The organism is Paenibacillus terrigena DSM 21567 (assembly GCF_000374845.1).
Taxonomy (GTDB): Bacteria; Bacillota; Bacilli; order Paenibacillales; family Paenibacillaceae; genus Paenibacillus_K; species Paenibacillus_K terrigena.
The window spans coordinates 357,862-379,788 of sequence record NZ_KB895419.1 but is presented as its reverse complement, the minus strand read 5'-3'; the positions used below and the strand labels follow the sequence as shown (position 1 = coordinate 379,788).

The following is a 21,927-nucleotide window of genomic DNA, read 5'->3' as shown; positions in this document are numbered from 1 at the left end:
AAGTCCAATAACAGGATTCATATAACCACTCCTTGTTCTATATTCGCCAGTAACCCCTAACCTTCTTGTCGTCCACATTATCGCATGTGATTCGGGGTCAAAGCCCCAACTAGCCTAATCATGGTTTAACAAGTAGGGGGGATGAACGGAATAGCTCTCGGGATCCGAGTCCCACGGGCAGAAACGTTCGATCCCCGGCTACCTCAATCTTATGACCACACAATAAGGAGGTCGACCAGTAAGTTCTGGTGACCTCATAATACGAAAGGGCAGGATAGTGTAACAATGCATTATATTTATGATACGGATCATTGCTCGCAAATGCCCTCTTCAAATAATTGTTACAACTGCAATATCCTTTCCTGCACAGAGATTAAAGCTATAGCCCGTTTCGAGCAATTGCCAAGGTGCTTCATCAACTATAAAAGCAACATCAGCATATGTATCCCACGTACCATCAATATGTCTTGTTATCCTAACTAGCACAGTCCATGTATCACCATAAAATGTCTTATCCTTGATTTCACCATAGTTTACAACAATATCACGCATCCATTCGTTCTCTGGAAACTTACTGGGGTCTTTTTTCCAATTTATGAGGGCTTTAATAAACCTTCTGTTGTCCACGATAATCCACCTTCTAATAACTCGTTATTTCATCTCCGACCAATCCAAAGTAGTTTTTCTATTTTTCTAAGCCACTCAGGTCTATAAAAGTGACTTGTTGGAACACCTTGATAACCTTCATCGTTAAAACCCTGTTGCTTGAAATGTTCTACACGCCGTCGTGGAGTGTCAGTTTCAGTTAATTGTGAATCGTTAACATAATATTTGTCACAAGATACGCATTTTAGATGGTCTTTTTGATACCCCTTACCTACAGCAGTATCAAACCAATTCAACTCAGAATTACATATTGGGCAAAACAACGTATGGTTCGTAAGTTTATCTAAAAATCGCATCACGATCACCCCAATACTCATCATCTAAGCTAACCTTTAAACAATATCTATCCAACGCCATAATTGTACCATATATTTACATCATTTGTTTTCGTATCGTTTTACATTTCACCCATAGTCGGTCGGTGGAAGTGCTTACGGCAAGTGTGAATATGACATGCCCATAAATGATGTAAACCACCCCCCATCCCAAACTACCGCAGTCTGCTCATTTTATTAAACTAACGGGCAGGATAGTGTAATTCCATAAAAAGGGAACCCATACATACTATCGACGTATAACATTAAAAACAAGTGAAGAAGGAGAGGTCAAATGATAAAAAGTCGATGGATAATAGGAGCTGTGCTATCTTCGTGTCTGCTGCTAACTTCCTGTGACGACAACAAAGCACCGACAGTGGCGTCGAATACATCTGAGGTGAACATGCCAAGCGCTGCTCAGTTAACCGTGCCAACAGCAGCAATAGACTCGACCTCGAACAAGGCCATGATCAACTACGAATTAACCCAGAAAGTTGCAAAAGTGAAAGCAGATCTCCTCACGAACACTTACGGCACAAATAGCGTGCAGTACGCCATTATCGATCATGGCAATATCGTCGTGTCCGGCCAATCTGGCAAGAATGATGTGAAGGGACAGAAGCCACTTACGAAAGACACGATGTATGGGATCGGCTCGACGAGTAAAATGTTTACCACGGTTGCCGTCATGCAGCTGGTCGACCAAGAGAAAATCGATCTCGATACACCGATCGTCCAGTATATCCCCGAGTTTACGATGAACGATGAACGATACAAGCAGATTACGCCGCGCATGCTACTGAATCATTCTTCCGGCCTGAACGGATCGTCGGCGACTGACGCCGTTTTATTCGAAGATAACGATACTTATGCTCACGACACACTGCTAGAGCAACTAGCAGGACAGACCTTGAAGGCGGACCCGGGTGCCTACTCGGTTTACTGCAATGACGGATTTACGCTGGCCGAGATTCTGGTTGAACATGTCAGCGGTATGGACTTCACCTCTTATATCCATCGGTATATTACGGAGCCTCTGGGTATGGCCAATACGGAGACGCCGCTCGATTCTCCGAACGAAGCAAAGATGGCGGGACTCTATTATCCTACTTACACAGGGCAACTTCCCAACCAGACGGTTAACTTGATCGCAGCTGGAGGTATTTATTCCACTGCGGAAGATTTGGCTGCATTCTCGCGAATTTTCACAGGGGAAGCGAAAGAAGTGTTGTCCGGAAAATCGGTTGCGGCTATGGCGCAAGACGAGTACAAAACACCTTTGTGGCCTGACGATGCGGACAGCTCGTTCGAATATGGTCTAGGCTGGGACAGTGTCAATCTGTATCCTTTCAGCGAGTATGGGATGAAGGCGCTGACCAAAGGCGGGGACACGCTTCTCTATCACGCGTCGCTTGTTGTGCTTCCCGAGCAGGACATGGCGGCAGCTGTCGTCACTTCTGGTGGGTCAAGCATGTACGACCAGCTCTTGGCTAACGAAATTCTGCTTCAGGCACTGAAGGAGAAAGGGACAATTGCTGAATTTAAGCATGAGAAGTCGTACGGCGCTCCGGTAAAGAATGATATGCCGGAGTCAATGCTGAAGTATTCGGGAATCTATGGTTCGTATATTGGAACGTCTAACATCGATATTAACGAAAACGGCGTCATGTTCATCACTTCGGAGCAGTCGCCCGTTAATCCGTTCCAGATCTACGAGTATTCGGCGGATGGCACGTTCCGGAGTACGGACGGGAATACGATGATCAACTTCGTAACGAAGGTGAATGGCCGCACCTACTTATGGATTCGTCAATACGTTTCGGTGCCAGGTCTTGGGCAGACGGCTCAGTCAGAGTACAACGCCGAGAAGCTCCTGCCTCAAGATCTTCCGACAAAGACAAAAAAAGCATGGAAGCAACGCGATGGCAAGAAGTATTATCTGCTGAATGAGAAGTATACGTCACTCATTTATCTGGTGTTGCCACCCATCCAATTAAATGTGTCGAAACAATTGCCAGGGTACGTGTTAGACAAGCGAATAACAGGCCCGAATACGGCCGTCTCCGAATTGCAAATTCCGGGAATGAACGGTCGGGATCTCTCAGGTTTAACGTTCTTTACGCAGGACGGTGTTGAGTACTTGGAACAAGGCGGAAGAATTTTAGTGAACGAGGACGCCGTGAAGCCCATCAGCTTCGCTAAGAAGTCAATCGTTACGATTCCGTCGAGCGGATACGCCCAGTGGTATACGATAAGCGACAAAGACGGGGGCAAGACCGTTAAGGTGAACATGTCCACGAACGCCTCCTTCGCTGTTTATGATGCGAAGGGTACATGCATCTACTTCAGTGTCATAGGCGGCAAGGATCAGGTCGTCCTTCCTTGGGGCGGATCCATTGTTTTCGCTGGAGATGCCGGCACGAAGTTCGAGGTTTCCGCGCAGTAACTTCGAAATAGACATTTCATAACTGGCCCGGATACAGTCCTGCTTATAAAAAAGAAGAATCCTCAGGAAAAGTAGGATGGATTTCTCAACTAACGGCGCATGTTAGTTGAATAAAACTTATTGTTGAGCAGGCTACCGCAGTCTGCTCATTTTATTAAGCTAACGGGCAGTTTAGTTGAACAAGAGGGTGGTATTTTTGTTAATATTAAACAAAAGGGAGGGGATGAAAGTGCATAAAAAGAAATATTTTATTTTAATGCCGCCAATGCTAATAATTGGGCTATATTTATTTTACTTTCTTCCAGCAAATAAGAGACTTTATGTGTTATTAGTTCCTATTGTTTTTTGGTTTATTTATTACACTTGGATATTTATTGAAAGAATACAAACGAAAAAATTATAATTGGCTGTTACTGAACTAACCGGACACTATAGCTTAATTAAAACGGGGTTGCCGGCATGGATCGGCAGCCGCGTTGTGCTAACGGGCAGGATTGTTTAGTCATGTAGGGAAATATATATATTCGGTACGATTTTTAAGTGGGGTGATAAATTGACAATTGAGAAACGTACAAGACCAATTTTTCTGGTGTATCCACATAATCGTTTGAAGCTACAGCTAAAAATTCCAGAGCTAAGTGACGGGTATCAATTAAGAACATATCAAGTGGGTGACGAGGCTAACCTTGCAAAGTTATTGGCGTCAGAAGGATGGGAGAGTGGCGAGGTACATATTAATGAATTCTTAGACCATGTCCTGCCTGAGGGCTTATTTTTCGTAGTTCATGAGGAGACTGGCAAAGTTGTAAGTACAGCATCGGCTCTTCACCATCCTTCATCACCGCATTGGCACTTTCAATTCGGTGGGGACATTGGTTATGTTATTACCTTACCTGAGCATCGAGGAAAAGGAATTGGATACACAGTATCAACTGCTGCTACTGCACGTCTGATTCAAGCTGGATATAGGAATATCCGTGTAGTTACAAATGATCACCGTCTATCTGCCCTTAAAATATATTTGAAAATTGGCTTTGTTCCATTCCTCTATACCGAGGATAGTGAAGAACGCTGGAGTAAAATTTGTAGTAATCTGAATTGGTCTTTCACACCGAATGAATGGGTTAAACCAGATAAGCAACGAATTGACTAAACTAACGGGACACGATAGCTCAATAAAAGACATTTGCAGGTAGCTGACTTCTTGAGATCGGCTGCCTTTTCTCAACTAACGGGCAGTTTAGTTGAACAAGAGGGTGGTGTTTTTGTTAATATTAAACAAAAGGGAGGGGATGAATGTGCATAAAAGGAAATATTTTATTTTAATGCCGCCAATGCTAAAATAATTGGGCTATATTTATTTTACTTTCTTCCAGCAAATAAGAGACCTTATGTGTTATTAGTTCCTATTCTCTTTTGGTTAATTTATTACACTTGGATAATTATTGAAAGAATACAAAAGAAAAAATTATAATTGGCTGTTATTGAACGATAGTTGAATCATAAACTCTTATAGAATAAGGGCTAAAACCAACTTCTCTACATATGTACAAAATACGGGTTTTGTGAAGAAGTACATATAAAAATGACATTTACTGTATAGGTCCAAGCTGTTCACAGACAGTTAAGTCACTCCCACTCTTTGATATTTCCAATCAATCTAATACAGCTCGTGAAAATAGGTCTTTCATTAATGCGTCATCTTCACATGCTTCCTTAAAGGCGATTGCAAAACTAAGTATGGCTTCTTTATTGTCTGTATAAATGCATAACGTATCGGCTTCCGGGTCAAATCGTATGATATCAACTAAGTGAGGCATTTTTTCTTCAAGAAACACGGCTGCTAATGAACCCCAATCATAGCCATTGCCTTCACATCCTTCTTCGGCTCGTGTTTGAAAAATTTCATGCTTATATTTGCCAACACCTAAAATCATTGATATGCTTCCATTATTATGCGCAACTAGCCCAAATGGGTTTATTTTTTCTTCAACTTCTAACAAACGGGGGTCAGTCCCAATCCTCATCCCCTTTTCAACGTTTACTATATGGATGATTTCATTTCCTGCTCTAGCAGCGGCGTTGCGGCTCATTTCTAAAAACGTCCTGCCATGTGAATCTTCAGGATCTAGTGCTACAGCTTGTTCAAAAGCAACGATCGCTTCCTTATACTGTTCAAGGTAATAATAAGCATATCCTATTCGGAAATGCCAAAGAGGGTCGTGCTCGCCTTGCTCTTGCACAGATAAAAAATAATGGATAGCTTCATTATAATTTTCTTGATTATTCAATGCTCTTGCCAAAAGGCAAACTAAGTCATAGTCCCTGTCTACCTCGGGTATATCCATAATTTTGTTAATGATTTTCGCATGCTGGCTCTTGTTATGCCAAAGAGTGAGCTGTTTCAATAAATCCTTATCCATCTTTGTATCATCTCCTCTTACTTTAATCAAAAAATGATTTCCATATATTAGAATAACCCATATGATCTATGAAGTTCAATCAATTGCAATTATATGAGAAATGAAGCGAGGGGTAAACTTATGAGTGAAGAGTGAATACATGCTATGCATGGTGTGCCTTGGACGCCTAAAAAAATGAAAGCAGCTGTTGAAAAACTAAGGCGACGAGCTACGATCAGTTTTGCTTTTGACTTGTGCGAACCACTGATTCGATTAACCTTTGAAGTTTAGCTTCTTTTTGGGCTATTATAGCTGTTCTTTTCTTGATGTTCTGGTGGCTTTTTCAAATCTGCTGATCAAAGAAACTACCAATCACGTTCACGAATGGCTACTTCTGTATCTATTTCGATACCAAAAAAGGCTAAAATATCTTCAACAGTTTGTGCAATTGATTCTCTCGCAACTGTTTCAATTTCGCTGTCATTTTCGTCAAACTCTTCTGCAAGATCATTGATTGCATGGATGGCGAAATTAAGCTTTGACTGAATTTCTTCGATATCTTGATTTCCTTGTTCCAAAAATTCAACAACTTTAACTAGTTCAGCTTTGACTTTATCCACAAGAAAATTAGGGAAATATCCATCAATATACATATCTTTTAAATATTCAAATGACGCACTACCATTATCTTGCACGCTTAGCACAAATGGTTTAATTTTGTCTTCAACTTTTACTACATCTTCAAAGGGAACTTCACTTGCTTCGTTAACCATAGTTTGTTCGTTCATAACTTTCAATGCGGCAGATTGCTTGAGTTTCTTTTTCTTTCGGTCGACTTTACCACGGCTCCAATCTAATAATGTCAAAGTATCTCTATCTTCTGGATCTAGCTTATCTGTAATTTCAAATTCTCTTAATGCTTCCTCATATTGTTCAAGATAATAGTAGGAGTAGCCCACACGAAAATGCCAAAGTGGGTCATTCTCACCTAGTTTTGCAATAGCCAAAAGCTGTTGAAGTGCTTCATTGTAACGTTCCAGATTATTCATAGCTCTTGCCAATAAACTGACCGTCTTATAATCTCTGTCTGATTGGGGAATTTCCATAATTCTATCTACTATTTTTTCATGTTCATCTTCTTGATGCCAAATAATAAGTTGTGCGAAAGGGTCTTTTTCCATCACTCTGCCTCTTTTCGTTTGTAAGATAGTAACTATTATCCAAATCTATCGAAAATCAACTATCATCATATTGCAAATTAAGGATATAAAATTCTAAGAATCAGGATAAATTTTACGATATTCCTCATCGTCTGTAGCTTTAGTCCAAATACCATATTTCCATCTGATTTCACCATTTTTCAATCTTGTTACTACATCTTCTTCATATTTTTCATTGTTCAAGGATTCATCCATATCGATTCGGATATCTAAAGTGTGATGTTCATCACACAACAAATCACTAAGGTCATCTACTCTATCAACAAGTGTGACTTTATAAGCAGCTGTGTCACCTTCAGCAATAAAACGACCTTTTTTATTTTCGTAAGGTAAACTAATGCCAAAAGCTTTTTCCATCTTACAAACAAGTTTTTCGAATAAATCATCTTTTTTTAGGCTCTTAGATTCTTGATCTTAACTTTCATGGCTAATAGTCAGTATGTTATCGTTTGCATCCAAATAGACAACAATCAACTGATCCGTATACTCTGGGTCAAAAGTAAAATCCATGATGAAAATCTGTTTTTTTTGCTCATTTTCAAAGTTACTTCCCAACCAACCTTCGCCCAAGCTGCTTCCCAAGCTTTTTAGCATAAGTAGGTCAACCATCTCCAGTTCACTTAATGTTTCAGGTTGCTCCATCCCAAACATTACTTTTAAGCATTCATCATCCATTTCTAAAAGATGAAAAGCAAAGAAATCATGAAGCAACTTATAACTAGGGTCTTTTGAATTTTGAATAATATTTCTTAGATGCGCCCGAGCCTTGTTTACCAACTCATCCATGTGATCAAGTGCATGGGAAACACGAGCGATAGCGCTCTCATTTTGTGTAATTTTTTCCGACACATTAAAATAAAACGGGATCTTGTTATCAGGCATTAGGTTATCTATGCAAATAGATTCGCCGGGTGTGTACTCTAGACTAGGAAATTTCGTGCTTGGTATTTGTTTCATCATTTAGTTTGCTCCTTTGATCTTTCTGTTCAATTAGGGGTCCCACCATCAAAACGTGGATTAACAACATTAAGTGGGAACATCTAGATTAGGTCGTTTTCAATTTTTTCTGACGCTTCATTCACCAACTTTATGAGCCTATCTGGACACATGGATGGCTTAATGTTGTAAATACGCGTTTTGTTGGCTGTACCCCTATTTCTATTGAAACGAAATAGGAAATTCTTCGTGCAGACTAGGATGATAAATTAAATTTGCCTTGTATTTTTCGTTTTACTGTATGTCTCTTATTCGGATGGATGTACGGAAAAAGAGAGGTTATGAATACCCTCTCAAAAAGTTAGAAAATGCTTATTTCGTGGTATATGGAGAAAGCAAAATGATGAATCCTTATTAAGACTTTATGCAAGTCATTTTAATTTGGGTGAGGTTTTCTAAGTTGATTTCAATTTGTAATTCGGTATGCTCATTAATAGCGATTAGGATTTTATCTTTGATTTCTAAGTTTTTTATAGGGTTTGAATTTTCAAAAAATATTCCCCATACCAAACGGTCCTCAGCATCCGTACAGGCAATAAATCCTTCATTTCCCATTTGACCATCACCGCCATAGATTTTCCCGTCTTGATAATCAATACTGACCCATTCATCAACGATCGTCCAATATTCAACATTATACTTTGCAATGCTGTCAATGGTTGTGTCACACAAGGGAGAGCAAAAAAATTCACTTTCTTTTGTGTTGGGGTTATATGTGCTGTAACAATTTAATATTGTTACAGTGCCATTTGGAAAGATGATGCAGTTAATACCGGGCAGTTCATGCTTTTCAAGATTCCAATGTTCCGCAATACTATTATTCATAATAAATCTCCCTTTTATATCCTATCTTAATATAACGTAATTCTGTACTTTGCATTACAACATTCACCATTCATAAAAATTATCCTCGATCAGCGCCTCGAATGAATCCGATAATAACTCGATCTCCCCGATATCGTGGTAACAAATGAAAACGTTTCCTGCCTCATTGATTATAATCGGATCGCCGGAACCATCCATAGAGATGACATAGCTGGTTCGTAAAACCTCTGCAAAGGGAGGCTCCTTGAATTGCTCTCGGGCCCCAAGAGTCAAATCGACAACCGTTTCGTTTCCGAGACTGGAGCCATTTGAGAATGCATATACCGCAAGACCTGCATATGCCCCCCCAAACGTCCGGATAAAATGCACATAGTCCTCATGGAAGTTTACATTCAGACGCTGCTGTGCATTAGCAATTTCCTCTTGGCTCGCCGGACTGCCTACTAGTGTGCTATTATCCTCCCGATGAAGGAAAGTCTTTAATCTCTTCATTAATGCATCTTTCATAGGATAGTCGCCCTCCCTGCCAATTAATTCGAATCAGCTACCGTTCAAGCCCTCGCTATCGCATCCGGACTTTTTGATTATTTTCAGAGTTATTCAACACTCTCAATTTTTGAAAGATTAAAGTCTTCCCAATTATCTCTTGTGTTCTGTGAATGTGGATTAGCAGGAATTATAATTTTTTCCGTTGGCAAGTAAAAATAATTCTTTTGGGTATGCTTTTGCAATCCTGAAATTTTCTTTAAGTCCCTTTGTTTAGTTTTAGTTTTAGTTTTAGTTTCGTTTCTTCTGCTTTCGGGTTATCATGGAACGTACCGTCGTCGCGTACACGAAGTTTCCCTAATAAGCCAACTGCAATCCATTCAAGTCTTTGAGACCTAGGGATATACCATTGTGGAATCCCATACCTGTCCGCTTCTTCTGGAACTACCACCTCGTAATATTGTATTCTGCCCCATTCATCTGTCTGAAAGAGGTTTTTTCACCTTAGTTCGCAGCTATCTTCCAGCATAACAGGCGTTGCACTAGACTAGTTCGTAATGCTCTCCACTTCTACGACCGGAATATTCAGCATTTGATCCCCAATCTGCACATCTTTCGACTGATCGAAGGTTCCGATAATAACCGCTGTTCCGATTGAATAGGAGAAATCGCCTTGTAATTGTATGAGACTATCCCCCATTTGGGCATAAACACCGGATTCTCCGACTGTGACGATGTTCGCGGTAAAACGAACCTTCATGTGCTGATACTGCCACAAATCCCCAACAACGATATCCGTAAACTGCTGTACGATTCCTGAATATTGGTACGTGTCGTTCACGAGTTCATAGACTGCCAATTGCCCTTCCGCTTCAGCAATATTTGGATTATTCACGTGTAATGTGCCATCGGACTGTACTTCATACCCATCCGCCTCGAATTGAAATAATGGGTGCAGTTGACCATTAATCACGTTAAATGCCTGGTACCAAGCCCCTCGCTGATTGGAATCCATTTCTAAGACAATTACTGGTATATTGCGCGTGCTCAACTTCTCTTCAATCCTTAAGCTTCGAATCTTAACCCCCTTCGGAACAGCATCATATTTCAGCACCGAAACATGGTTGTCGCGATCCGAAGTCCCATAATAGAGGTTATTCATCGCATCCGTCGCAATGACATAGACTTGGGCGCCAAACCGGTCTTTCCCACCGCTTACCTGTTCATAGTTCACACGGCTATCTACGCTCAGAAGCCTTACAGGGTCCGCTGCCGTCCATGCTGTCTTCGCATCCTGCAACTCCTGTTTCGTATCTTGGTATTCCGCAATGCCCTCGTAGATTAGAATCGCTTTTTGATATTCCCCGTTGCGAATCAACGTTTTCGCTTCTTTCATCCATTTCCGAAATTGGCTGTTGATATAAGCTTCAATACCCGATTTCACTTGCACTGACTTGGCATATTCAACATACATCTTCGTATGCATAGCAAAATCAGCATAACGCGCTTGACCAACATCGCTCCGCAAGAAGGCTCCCACCAGCGCCTCTACTTTTTTGGGAACCCAACTTCCTTTCAATTCCAAGTCTGCATAGGTCTTCTGCATGGACACAGCTTCATTCAATAACGTCTGGTATTGGCCCACGCTCGCGATTTGATCCATCTTCTGTTCATCATACTTCTTGAATGTTGCCGATAGATCATCCGCTCGTTTGCCATCTCGATGGTAGTAGGCCGAAGGAATCTTCCACAAATTCGATTTAAAGCTCTCATCCTCGTAGTTCTTATCTTTGAGATTCGATGACATCTGTGCATAGAAGCGCTCAATGAAATATTGGAAGGTGTCTTCTACCTTCGCAGCGACTTGCGTTGATTTCGCAATTTGTTGATAATAGACAGCGAATGGATTTTCTGCATTAGCATGGGGCGCTTTAAATATCTGGTAGCTCGTATATGCCGTCATGAAGCGTCCGAAATCATTGTTCTTCTCCACCTGAAGCAATTCGATGTTCAGATCTGCCAACGTTTGTTTCATTTCCGTAATCGGAGCAAGCTCCAGTAAACGCGCAGATATTTTATCTTCCTGATAACGAATCCATCGATTATTCAAAGCGTTGGTATAAGAGGTTTCCGCTTCCACCAGTTGCTTATTAGCCCACAGTCGGTCGGCCTCCGCTACGTTATTCATTTTGAGAATGATATATACCCCTTTAACCCCGATCAGGACCAGAACCAGCGCGCACAAAAAAATCATCACATTTCGAGGGGTTATCGCCCGAATGATCGTCATATAGTGTGACCCCTTTGACCTTTTTGTTGAAAGTCAGGATCCCATTGATATTTTTCCGTGTAAATACGCATGACTTCTTCCGACAGCCGCCCCCAATCTTCGTTCGGATATTGTTCGATCATCTGGTAAAGGCGAAGGAAACGATCTTTTGGCAGATTATAGGCATAGCGTCTGACTAAACCCGAATAACTGCGAACGTAATGCTTCATGCGTACTGTGGCTCCGGCAACGGCCGTTAGGATGTCTCGACCCTGTTCCTGCCCCATAATTTCTGGCTCGTATGCCATGATATATTGAAACGTTCGGTCTTTAATCAAGTCTCGTTTGATCTTTGCCAGCTCACCGATATATTCGACCAGCACGGGTTCATATTTGCGGACAAGCAGCGGTTCAAGTTCTAAGTCCATATCTTTACGAAGCAAAAATGTCTGAAGCAGCGTCAGTTGCCGTATACGAATCATATCATTGTGCAATAAAGTGCTGATCTCTCGCAGCATTTCGTAACAACGCTGCTTATCCGTATCCCAATTATCGATTGCAGCTTTGTAATCATGAATGATTCCGTCTTGGACATTTTTCTCATTGGCATGGAATAGCTTATCTAACGCACGGAGACACTCTGCATCGAGCACATTTCGTTGCACGATCCATAAGACGCCGATCAACACGATGCTGGCAATGCCGCATAGCACCATCTGCAGCAACGTACTGCTTAAGAGAATGCTAATTAGACCGATACACACGGCAATAAGAACCGTTGTATGCATGGCATGCTTCGCGTTACGCTCCGCTTGTTCTTCGACAGGGATCAGATGAGGTTTGCCGCAATTCGGGCAGGTCGTGTCCCCTAAGATCGTGAAAGCATGGCATTTCTTGCATACCTTGAGCTTTTCGTATCGATATTTTGTTTTATCATAAGACTTCAAAAATACAGGGGTTTTGGAGTTTCTCTTGTTCATGCCTGATCACGCTCTGAATTCAGCATGCCTAGCAACGCTTTGTCGATGGTTGCCGGGTCTAATGATTTTTTACGGTGCCATCCATATTGAATACATTTTACAATGACAAAGAGAAACAAAATTCCAATAAATACGTATGCAAACATATGAGGTTCCTTTCTTTATTACATTTTACAAGGAGCAATATTCTGGAAAAGTTGAAGTTCAATGGCTTTAACTATATCATAATGAAAGATTCGGGATTCTAGCAAACATCGTTCTTTTTTTGTATGATACGATACAAAACTAGATTTTTTTACATTATTTTCTTTATTCTTATTTCATCTTGTATTAAGCATGAATATCTAGAATAACAAATAAGATCACACAGAAAAAGGAGCCTTACCTATGTTTAAAAATAAAATCGGCCTTATGATCTTGATGCTAACCTTCTCGATGCTGCTTCTTCCTCTGGCCGGTAGCATACCTGCTGCTCACGCGGCTGCCCAATCGTCTAAGATTGACGCAGTGCTGGTCGTGGATGTCAGTAACTCGATGAATAGCAGCGACAAAAACAAAATCGGCAATGAAGCGATGAAAATGTTCATCGACATGTTATCCGTTCAGGGCGATAAGGTGGGCATCATTGCCTATACGGATCGAATCGAGCGTGAAAAAGCACTTCTTGAAATCAAATCCAATACGGACAAACAAGATTTAAAGCAATTTATTGATCAACTTAATCGCGGCACCTATACGGATATTGCAGTCGGGGTTCGTGAAGCGGTTAAAGTGCTAGAAGATGGTGCGGATGCAAGCCACGAACCCATGATCGTCGTCCTTGCAGACGGCAATAACGCATTGAACAAGAAATCCAATCGGACGCAAGCACAATCAGACCAAGAATTGAACCAAGCCGTCGAAGACGCGAAGAACAAGAATATTCCGATCTATACCATTGGGCTCAATGCGGATGGCAAACTGAATAAGGAAGCTCTAGCAGACTTATCTACGCGAACGGGCGCCAAATCTTTCGAGACGAGTTCAGCCGATGATCTCCCTCAAATTCTAAGTGAAATATTTGCCAGCCATTTGAAACTTAATATTGTCCCTATTCAATCCCTAACGGGGAACGGAAACTATCAAGATGTCACAGTCAATGTTCCGAATTCGAACGTCCTTGAAGCGAATATCTCCATTATGTCATCCAAACCTGTTGACATCAAATTAACGAATCCATCAGGACAATCTATTCCTGTTCCTTCCAATGAAGTCCTGATATCGAAGTCAAAGAGCTACACCCTGGTGAAAATGCTCAAACCTGTTCAGGGCGATTGGAAACTTCAAGTCAAAGGTGCAGACAAGAACAAAATCGACATCAATCTCGTCTTTAACTACGATTTGGAACTGGCGCTAGACCCGATCCCTCAGAAAACGTATAAAAAGGGAGATACCATTGACATTGGCGCCTATCTCACGAGCAACGGTCAGAAGCTTCAAGACAATGGTCTCTATAGCAACATGACAGCTGTCCTCAAAGTCAAAGACCTTGGAACTGGGAACGTAACGGAGATGCCTTTGACCAACGCGGGGGATCACTTTAAAGGAACCTATACCGTACCGGATCAGAAAGCCTATGAATTAACCGTAAGAGCTGAAGAAAAGAGCTTCTATCGCGAATCAGATCCTGTGACGATAAATGCGAAGGCATCTGGCGGAACTGCCGTCACACCGAGCCAACCGGCATCCAAAGACGAGAAATCATTTCCGATTTGGCCCGTTATTCTAGGCGCGATTATATTGGCTGCGATTGCAACCGGAGGTTATTTCATTCTTGCAGCCGTGAAAAAAGCGAATCGCGGCTTCGTCGGTCAACTTGTCGTTGAGATCCGTGATGAGAATACCGGAGAGAAAAGTTACCCGCAGTACAAGAAATTAAAAGCTTTTAAAGGCAAATTCAATTTACACCAACTCCTGCAGCTCGCACCTGAGCTTAAGGAAACCGAGCATATTATCTTCTTCCCTGCCAAGAATGATCACATTCTATTGAAGAATCAAGCCTCTAGCTCAATCGAGAAGTCCGGCCGTACGTTAGACGCAAGCCGAGGATTGGAGTTGAAGAGTTCGGATCGCATTACGATCACGATGAGCAGTATTGATAAAACCATTTTTATAGAATATCTCGTTTAAATCCGTACCAGTGATCCTTAAGGAGGAAATGAAATGAAACCCATCGTAAGAGAGCATATACAACAATTGGACGTATCCCTAGGCGGCGGTATCGTCAGTGAAAAGATCCGTGTCGATACGATCGACAACCCCATTCTGATCATCGGACTTGGCGGAACCGGAATTGACGCATTGCTTCGTCTGAAATACCAAATCAACCGTAGATTCAGATTACCTGAAGACCCGCTATCCAAGAAAAAACGCGACAAGCCCGACAATGTCGAATTTCTGGCGTTTGAGACCAACGAACAAGATCGCGCGAAGAAATATAAAGGGATCGGTCTGGATCCATTGAATGAGTTCGTCCTGTTATCTAACGCAGAAATTGGTGGATTGTTGCAGAATCGCAGCATCCTTGAGCCTTATATTACTGACTGGCTATCGCCGGAACTATCGATCACTGATGGCATGAACGGGGCTGCAGGGGTTCGTCAAGCCGGACGTCTTCTCCTCTTCACCAAAATTAATCAAGTCGTACAGGCCATCGACAAAAAAATCAAAACGTTATCTGTCGGCACCAATAAAAAACTGATGGTGTTCCTACTTACGGGTCTATCCGGCGGTACGGGCAGCGGCTGTTTCCTCGATATTTCCTATATCGTGCGGGGCATCATTGAACGTGATCATGGCTCTGCCGGTATCGACCGCGTCAATACGCTAGGCTACCTGTTCACGCCAGACATCAACTTATCCAATAAGAGCTTGAGCGAACATACGCGGGAATATATCAAAAAGAATGGTTATGCTGCCTTAAAAGAGTTGGATTACTGGATGAATGTAGACAGCCGTGGGGAGCGATTCCAGCAGCAATATGGCAATATCTTGACGGTTAATTCACCGCTACCTCCATTCAATCTGTGTCATCTGATTTCGGCGACGAATACCGAAGGCAAGCTGCTCGAGAATGCTTATGATTATTGCATGAATGTCACCGCCGAGAATATTACGAACTTCATGGCAAGCGAAGAGAAACAATCCGGCGAAGAATTCGCGATCCATGACTATATCAGCAATATCCGGACGAACATCGCTCAGATGAATAAAGCTTATCCGGCGAACTATGAATACAACATTATCGGGGCATCATCCGCTGTTCTTCCGATTGAAGAAATGACAACTTACTTAGGCTATCGCTTATTTACGAAGATGGAGGTTATGTTCGAGAAATCCCCTTCCCAAGAAGAAACGGAGAAATTTGCGCGTAAAATCGGGGTTGATCTGGATTCCATGGTGAAAACCTTCGAATCCCGTATCCCTGAGCCCTTGCCTGGTTACGAGAATAGCGAGCGGCTGAGCTACAACAATGTCGTGAAGCATCAAGTCATTAACATGGATACCGAGTTAGAACAGACGTTCCTGACTCGTGCGCGTGAAGAATACATTAAAGTCAAGAAGCAACTGCCAGGTGAGATCGTAGCGCAGTTCACGGATCAAATTCGACGTATGTTCCTCCATCCGGAACAAGGTCCGATTTATGTATCCCGACTGATCCATACGGAAAAGGGATTCTGCTTGCTTAAGATGCTGCTCTCTTACATCGAAACGTTACGTGATAATCTCGTCCGTATCCCTCGCGATATTGAGGCAGCCCGCGATTTTTCGGAAGAGACATTAAGCGATGCTAGAAGTGCTTTTATCTCGAAGGATAAAAAGAAAAATGCTTATATCGATTCCAAAATCAGTGAGTACTGGCTTCATGCCGATTTGGAACGAACCGAGCAAATGATCGAGTTCTATGAAGACCTCTATGCATTGCTGAACGCCGAGAACAATCGGATTTACCATGTCTTTACCGAGATCTTGAACGCGTTAAAATCGATCTTCGAGAAAAACGGCGATATCTTAATCAATGCCGATGAACAAGCAGATCACAAAGGCAATAAGACATACTACTGGAATCTTGTCAGTGTTCCGGACATTTCGAAAGTCATCAGCAAGATCATGGAGCAAAAAGAAGTCGACGATCTCATTCGTGATTTCGCATCCGAACTCCTGAACCACTCCAATCATTGGATCAAGGAACAAGATCTCGACATTGTTAGCTCCATCTCCGATTTCCTATCCGAGAAATTCGGAGATTTGATCACACAATCCATGGAAGAATTCCTCGTGATGAAATTCGGGCACGAAGAATCGATTGAGAAGTTCGTTGAACGCAATATTGCAAGCAAGCTTGACGAGGAAGCCGTGCCGGTCTTCCATTTGAGCAACAGCGCCGGCAATTTATACTTCCCTTCCTGGGGATTCGTATCTGTACCTGTTCAAGCGCCGAGTATTCTGAAAGGGATTCGCAATTATCAGAACAACGCAGTGGGAAAATCCCATTTCACGGTCAAAGAAAGTGAAGTGAAGAACCGGATCTTCTGGTTAAATACACGCAATGGCGTACCTCTCTTCGTCTACACGCCGCTTAAAGTGTATGAGGAAAGCTACGAGAGAACGATTCTGGATAAGGAAGGTATTGGTCGTCACCTCGTGCAGACCGACAAAGTGAACTGGACGTATTTACCGTCTCCTATTCCGCAGAAGTCCTGGGGCGAAACCTACAGCAATGCTCGCGTACGTGATTACAACGCACGTATTCGGGGTGAATTCACCAAAGCTGTGGAATGGAACATCATTAAGCTGAAAGACGTTGATCAGACAACAAGCAGCCGTTATACTGTCGTGTTCACGTTACCACTGCATCTAGCAGATATCCTCGGCGGATTTGATATGCAATTGCATACATCCAAGCCTAATCTTGGTGAGGTTCAACGTGCGCGTGCAGAGCTTCGCCGTATGCTCGATGAAGGCTTGGTTCAAGAATCTACGAAGGATATCTTCGGAAGTATCCATGAGGACATGGCCAAAGAGAACTTTATTCGCTCACCGCAGTTGATAACACGTGTCCGGGAAGAGATTGCGAAGTATGAGGCGATCCAGACCAAAGTAATAGAACTGGAAAAAGTGCTTGCCCAATTCCAAGGGGAAGAGAAGTTGCAGGATCAATTTATTGAAGCCTTCTATACCGGTACGATTTGCAAAAAAGGCGCACTCTACGTCTACGACCGAGATGCGGAAGAAGAAGCTTGGGAACCGTTCGCCAATCTGATGAAGAGCCGCGATTTCGTGGAATTCGAGATTTTCGAGCAGTTCCGTCAGTTGGATGAGAAGAACCGCAGCATTCTGATGCGTAAAGCGTCCCGCCGCAGTTCCGAGATGACAGCATCGGAGGATATTGCACCTCTTCTGTCCAAGCTCGAAGAATTGTATGAAGTGTTCCTGGATGCCCGCGATCGCTTAGAATATGAGAAAATCGAACTTGCAAATGGCGAAGATGCTTACCAGTTCTATAAGCAAATGACTACGAAACTCCATGCGATTCGCAGAAAGTTGAAGTCCTAGTATGAAACCTTTATTACACCAATTCGCAACGCAATATGCCTATGAAGAAGAACGTCTATCGGGCAAAGGCGATGATCTGAGCAGCTTCCACTACCCTACTGTATTTATGTATGTCGGGGATAAAGCTGCCGAAGCGATAGAGCCGATGATACGGATTCATGAGAAAAAATCGGTCAATAGCGCCGGAATCATGTATGTGCATATTGCTTCTGAAGATGGCGCCAAAACTTCGGGGATAGGTACCGACCATCCTTCCCGTGTCAGCCGCCTAGTCTTGCCCGTATGCACGGAAGAGCGAAACGACAAATCGCTTCGCAAACATATCTATCAAAGCTTAACCCAGCAAACACAGCCCTGGTTCGAACTGAACCGGGTGCTGCGCCAGGTAAGTCGTCATATTGCTGATTATGGTCGAAACTACGCTTCATTTGACCGTATTCATCTGTCTGTCATTACGCGGGTCGAGGACCCGCTTAATGTGTTTATACCGGAGGTTACCTTGCTCGCGCATAGCATCCTGAGCCAATCCTTTAAATCTGTACTGATGGATCTGTACGCGCTCATCAGTGAGCGGGATCAAGTCGACACCTTCGGCTACAGCAGTTCGCTCGGCGTTGCCTTTCTTCGGGAGTTAGATACGATGCAGCGCAAGGACTATTCGTTCTCTGCACCGCTACAAGTCACAGAGGATGGTATCTCGATTCCTGTTACGCATGCGGCCTCCCCTCTATTCGATCTGGCGTACATCCTATCGGATAAGAATGAACGCGGGATTTCATCCCCGAGCGACATGCAGGATAATTATGAGATCATCTGCCATATCAGCTTACTGAAGAATCGCAAGCAGCAGGAAGCAACATTCGAGATGAACCAGAACAGCTATAACAACACTTCATTCAAGAACAACTTAATGTCGGAATTGGGACGACAAGGCTATGTATCGGCGGGCATTTCCAAAATCAAGCGGCCCAATCAATCGATCGCATTGACTGTGCTCTACCACTTTCACCAGGAACTGATTCATCGCATACAAAGAGAACTTCATGTGAGCAATGAGAAGAAGCTCATGTATTTCGGTCTCGATCCTTCTACGATCGATGGACTTCTCACCTCCCTTCTTCCTGATGAAGGGAAAATTGATGATATGAGTGGGATCATGTCGCGTGAGATGAGTTATTCACAGTTGAAGTCCCTATCCCTCGAGGACGCGGAACAAGCCCTTTTCGGGGATGGCTGCCGAGCCTATTTTCACGCTAATTTTGTACAAGAAGCGAATTTAGCCGTTGACCAACTGGATATGAATACTCTTTTGCAGCGTTCAATGGAGAAACAAGCGTCGCTGTTCCCGCAGGTCGGATTCATGCAGTTGTTCCAATGGACGAATCCATGGGTCGAGCATGAGAGTATTCTGCCGGTGATACGCAGCCTGATTCGACAACGAGAATCGGAGAAAGACTTCGTTGTCTCTGAGCTGGAACAGCTCTATCAGGAAAAAGTCGATAACCAGACTTTTAAAAGAATGCCATTTATGGATAAGCACAACGTGCGCAGTTTCATTCGCTTTTTCTTTGAGAAGATCTATCGCAAAAAACTAGAGAAGCTTCGTCTTGATGTGGAACTAACCTTGTTGAAACGGGCTGAAACGGCTTTAGAGCAGCTACATGGCATCTATCAGCGGCAGGTCCAGCAGGTTCAGGAGCTCCGTGATGCCCTTCATGAAGCAGCGCTTGAAAGTATACGTACAGCAGATGATTATATTGGCCAGAACATTATCGAGTTCTATGAAAGGGTAACGCAGCGTGTCATGGAAGACCTGGAGGCGAAGCGTGGGCAGGAAATTTTCTTCGATGAACGTTATATGGGCAGCATCTCTTCGCTGCTCCATCAAGGAAACGAAGCCTATACTAAGAAACTCATGGCCGTCTGTCGACAACATCTTCTAACCGCTGAACCCTTCCAGCAAACCTTTGAAGAAGAGTTGCTGCAGCGTGCGAATGTGACCATAGCCTATGAGAACAAACAAGTGTTATCAAAGGATGAACTATTTAAGAAGCTCTACCGTACACTCGAGGAACAAGCAGGAATTCATATCCGCCTGTTGGATTACACGCATGAGCATCGCTACGAAGAGAAATATTTCTTCGGTGATTATACAAGCGAATTTATTCGCTTCGCTTTAGGTGCGGATGAGACTACACGGATCTATAAATTAGGCTGTGTGCATGAGAAACGTAGCAGCGGCGTAGACAAATTGAATATGATGGGCGGCTTCCACGTCGAAGATTTAATGTATTATCGCAACGGAAAAATTTACTATGAAAGCTATATGCAAAATGAATATGAATTTCACGGTGTGGATGTTCATCAGTTGTCAGAGCTTCGCTAAATCAAACCGATACAGGTTTCATAGAGAGGATGATTGTCGTTGCAGCGCAAGATCAACTTACTACTCGTGTTATTCAGCATCATCGGAGGCGCCGTCGGCTTTGCGGTCGGTGAGCTCATCCTTCATACTTTGCTTGATTCGATGCCAACGTTCGTTGTGATCGGGTTATACTTTGGCTCCCTCGCCTTCTTCATTGGACTATTCTGCCTTATCGCGGAGATGATTGCACCGCGACTTAATGGCTCATCATGGCGCCAGCGGTATATGGGAACGTCATGGAAATTACTTGTTCCGGTCACGCTTGTGCTGCTGTTCGTTGTCGGGCTTGCACTCGAAGCCCTCTACCATATCAATGTCGGCGGGGCGAAGCCTGTCAAAGACATCGTGCTTGTGATCGACAACTCAGGCAGTATGACGGAGACGGACCCAAATCAAGATCGCTACGCCGCTGCCAAACGTTTAATTCAAAAAATGGACAGCGATAATCAACTCTCGGTCTTGGTGTTCAATGATCAAGTTGAAGTCATCCAACCGTTTACCGCAGTGAACAATCAAGCTGCCAAAGACGAGATCACGGCGAAAATCGATGCCCTGCAGCAGACCGACGGTGGAACGAATATTGCACTTTCCTTGGATGAAGCCATGAAGCAAATTCAGGAGAAAGGAACCGCGCAGCGAGGAACGATGGTCATTCTTCTCTCCGACGGCTTTAGCGAAATCGATACGAACCAGATGCTTGCCAAATATGAGCAGAACCAAATTGCGATCAATACGATCGGTTTAAGTCTTGTCAACCCAGAGGGTACCGCCCTCTTGCAACAAATTGCTGATCGAACAGGCGGACAATATTACGATGTTACGAAAGCCGATGATCTATCGCTCGTGTTCCAGAAAATCTACGATAACCTTGGTAATCGCACCCTAGTCACAGAAAGATCGGACAACACCAAGGATAACGCGTATTACATGATTTTGCGGATCATCGCATTACTACTCATCGGTACAGGAATCGGCTTATCGCTAGGTCTCGTCTTTGACAATCGCCATCTCGCCCGCAGCTTTATGATCGGCGGGTCTGTTGCAGGACTGTTAGCTGGTTTATTGTTAGAGTTTGGATTATCCGGACACCCATTTACCGATGGATTGACACGGTTCATTGCTACCCTAGTATTGGCAGGCGTGATTGGCTTGTTCACCTGGATCATTCCCATTCAGGAATATCAACGGCTGCGTCAAGATCGCCATCGCAACCTGCATGCCGGTCGCCCGAACCAAAGCTTCGAGAACAGGGCTCGAGACCAACGCAACAAAGGTTTTTAGTTAACACCTAGGGAGGCGC

At 43.2% G+C, this 21,927-nt stretch carries 17 protein-coding genes; 6 read left to right on the top strand and 11 right to left on the bottom strand.

Annotated elements, in window-relative coordinates; genetic code table 11:
* Nucleotides 1-330: 330 nt before the first annotated feature.
* Nucleotides 331-627, bottom strand: coding sequence for a hypothetical protein (locus tag C558_RS0121795; protein WP_018758427.1), 297 nt, complete (start codon nucleotides 625-627; stop codon nucleotides 331-333).
* A 29-nt stretch (nucleotides 628-656) separates the two neighbouring features.
* Nucleotides 657-986 (bottom strand): hypothetical protein, encoded by a 330-nt coding sequence (locus tag C558_RS34485; protein WP_018758426.1) that lies wholly within the window; start codon nucleotides 984-986, stop codon nucleotides 657-659.
* A 289-nt stretch (nucleotides 987-1,275) separates the two neighbouring features.
* Between C558_RS34485 and C558_RS0121785 the strand changes: the two genes are divergently transcribed.
* Nucleotides 1,276-3,429 carry a serine hydrolase domain-containing protein gene (locus tag C558_RS0121785; protein ID WP_018758425.1) on the top strand — a complete coding sequence of 718 codons (2,154 nt, stop codon included), beginning with the start codon at nucleotides 1,276-1,278 and terminating at the stop codon, nucleotides 3,427-3,429.
* A gap of 553 nt (nucleotides 3,430-3,982) precedes the next feature.
* Entirely contained in the window at nucleotides 3,983-4,582 is a 600-nt protein-coding gene (locus tag C558_RS0121775; protein ID WP_018758423.1) for a GNAT family N-acetyltransferase, read from the top strand.
* Nucleotides 4,583-5,084: 502 nt separating this feature from the next.
* On the opposite strand, the gene C558_RS33305 is transcribed toward C558_RS0121775, so the two are convergent.
* The 9 genes from C558_RS33305 to C558_RS0121730 form a co-directional block, all read right to left on the bottom strand.
* Entirely contained in the window at nucleotides 5,085-5,852 is a 768-nt protein-coding gene (locus C558_RS33305; RefSeq protein ID WP_018758422.1) for an Imm51 family immunity protein, read from the bottom strand.
* Between the two features lie 344 nt (nucleotides 5,853-6,196).
* Nucleotides 6,197-7,012, bottom strand: a complete 816-nt coding sequence (locus tag C558_RS35235) for a DUF5713 family protein (protein ID WP_018758421.1) — start codon at nucleotides 7,010-7,012, stop codon at nucleotides 6,197-6,199.
* A 93-nt stretch (nucleotides 7,013-7,105) separates the two neighbouring features.
* The gene (locus C558_RS31645) at nucleotides 7,106-7,408 is read right to left on the bottom strand and encodes a hypothetical protein (RefSeq protein WP_018758420.1); all 303 of its coding nucleotides are present in this window, start codon (nucleotides 7,406-7,408) and stop codon (nucleotides 7,106-7,108) included.
* Between the two features lie 57 nt (nucleotides 7,409-7,465).
* Nucleotides 7,466-8,011 carry a DUF2004 domain-containing protein gene (locus C558_RS32765; protein WP_018758419.1) on the bottom strand — a complete coding sequence of 182 codons (546 nt, stop codon included), beginning with the start codon at nucleotides 8,009-8,011 and terminating at the stop codon, nucleotides 7,466-7,468.
* Nucleotides 8,012-8,401: 390 nt separating this feature from the next.
* A complete protein-coding gene (locus tag C558_RS0121745) occupies nucleotides 8,402-8,872 on the bottom strand; it encodes a hypothetical protein (protein WP_018758418.1) in 471 nt (156 codons plus the stop codon).
* Between the two features lie 63 nt (nucleotides 8,873-8,935).
* Nucleotides 8,936-9,379, bottom strand: coding sequence for an SMI1/KNR4 family protein (locus C558_RS0121740; protein ID WP_018758417.1), 444 nt, complete (start codon nucleotides 9,377-9,379; stop codon nucleotides 8,936-8,938).
* 238 nt (nucleotides 9,380-9,617) lie between these two features.
* Nucleotides 9,618-9,809 carry a peptidase G2 autoproteolytic cleavage domain-containing protein gene (locus C558_RS33300; RefSeq protein WP_245583851.1) on the bottom strand — a complete coding sequence of 64 codons (192 nt, stop codon included), beginning with the start codon at nucleotides 9,807-9,809 and terminating at the stop codon, nucleotides 9,618-9,620.
* 96 nt (nucleotides 9,810-9,905) lie between these two features.
* A complete protein-coding gene (locus tag C558_RS0121735) occupies nucleotides 9,906-11,648 on the bottom strand; it encodes a hypothetical protein (protein WP_018758416.1) in 1,743 nt (580 codons plus the stop codon).
* Nucleotides 11,645-12,607 carry a hypothetical protein gene (locus C558_RS0121730; RefSeq protein ID WP_018758415.1) on the bottom strand — a complete coding sequence of 321 codons (963 nt, stop codon included), beginning with the start codon at nucleotides 12,605-12,607 and terminating at the stop codon, nucleotides 11,645-11,647. The genes C558_RS0121735 and C558_RS0121730 overlap by 4 nt, the downstream gene beginning before the upstream one ends.
* Nucleotides 12,608-12,994: 387 nt before the next feature.
* Here C558_RS0121730 and C558_RS0121720 point away from each other — a divergent pair, with 387 nt between their 5' ends.
* The 4 genes from C558_RS0121720 to C558_RS0121705 are packed head-to-tail and all read left to right on the top strand — an operon-like array spanning nucleotide 12,995 to nucleotide 21,908.
* On the top strand, nucleotides 12,995-14,776 hold the full coding sequence (locus C558_RS0121720; protein ID WP_018758413.1) for a vWA domain-containing protein: 1,782 nt from the start codon (nucleotides 12,995-12,997) through the stop codon (nucleotides 14,774-14,776).
* Nucleotides 14,777-14,809: 33 nt separating this feature from the next.
* Nucleotides 14,810-18,202, top strand: a complete 3,393-nt coding sequence (locus tag C558_RS0121715) for a tubulin-like doman-containing protein (protein WP_018758412.1) — start codon at nucleotides 14,810-14,812, stop codon at nucleotides 18,200-18,202.
* A gap of 1 nt (nucleotide 18,203) precedes the next feature.
* Complete coding sequence (locus tag C558_RS0121710) at nucleotides 18,204-20,588, top strand: hypothetical protein (protein ID WP_018758411.1); 2,385 nt, start codon at nucleotides 18,204-18,206, stop codon at nucleotides 20,586-20,588.
* Between the two features lie 39 nt (nucleotides 20,589-20,627).
* Nucleotides 20,628-21,908, top strand: coding sequence for a vWA domain-containing protein (locus C558_RS0121705; RefSeq protein ID WP_018758410.1), 1,281 nt, complete (start codon nucleotides 20,628-20,630; stop codon nucleotides 21,906-21,908).
* Nucleotides 21,909-21,927 lie beyond the last annotated feature (19 nt).

Coding starts and splice junctions, on each gene's coding strand:
- C558_RS0121735 (WP_018758416.1), bottom strand. CDS start 11,648: ATGACGATCATTCGGGCGATAACCCCTCGAAATGTGATGATTTTTTTG.
- C558_RS0121740 (WP_018758417.1), bottom strand. CDS start 9,379: ATGAAAGATGCATTAATGAAGAGATTAAAGACTTTCCTTCATCGGGAG.
- C558_RS32765 (WP_018758419.1), bottom strand. CDS start 8,011: ATGATGAAACAAATACCAAGCACGAAATTTCCTAGTCTAGAGTACACA.
- C558_RS0121785 (WP_018758425.1), top strand. CDS start 1,276: ATGATAAAAAGTCGATGGATAATAGGAGCTGTGCTATCTTCGTGTCTG.
- C558_RS0121745 (WP_018758418.1), bottom strand. CDS start 8,872: ATGAATAATAGTATTGCGGAACATTGGAATCTTGAAAAGCATGAACTG.
- C558_RS0121730 (WP_018758415.1), bottom strand. CDS start 12,607: ATGAACAAGAGAAACTCCAAAACCCCTGTATTTTTGAAGTCTTATGAT.
- C558_RS35235 (WP_018758421.1), bottom strand. CDS start 7,012: ATGGAAAAAGACCCTTTCGCACAACTTATTATTTGGCATCAAGAAGAT.
- C558_RS0121715 (WP_018758412.1), top strand. CDS start 14,810: ATGAAACCCATCGTAAGAGAGCATATACAACAATTGGACGTATCCCTA.
- C558_RS34485 (WP_018758426.1), bottom strand. CDS start 986: ATGATGAGTATTGGGGTGATCGTGATGCGATTTTTAGATAAACTTACG.
- C558_RS0121710 (WP_018758411.1), top strand. CDS start 18,204: ATGAAACCTTTATTACACCAATTCGCAACGCAATATGCCTATGAAGAA.
- C558_RS0121720 (WP_018758413.1), top strand. CDS start 12,995: ATGTTTAAAAATAAAATCGGCCTTATGATCTTGATGCTAACCTTCTCG.
- C558_RS31645 (WP_018758420.1), bottom strand. CDS start 7,408: ATGGAAAAAGCTTTTGGCATTAGTTTACCTTACGAAAATAAAAAAGGT.
- C558_RS33305 (WP_018758422.1), bottom strand. CDS start 5,852: ATGGATAAGGATTTATTGAAACAGCTCACTCTTTGGCATAACAAGAGC.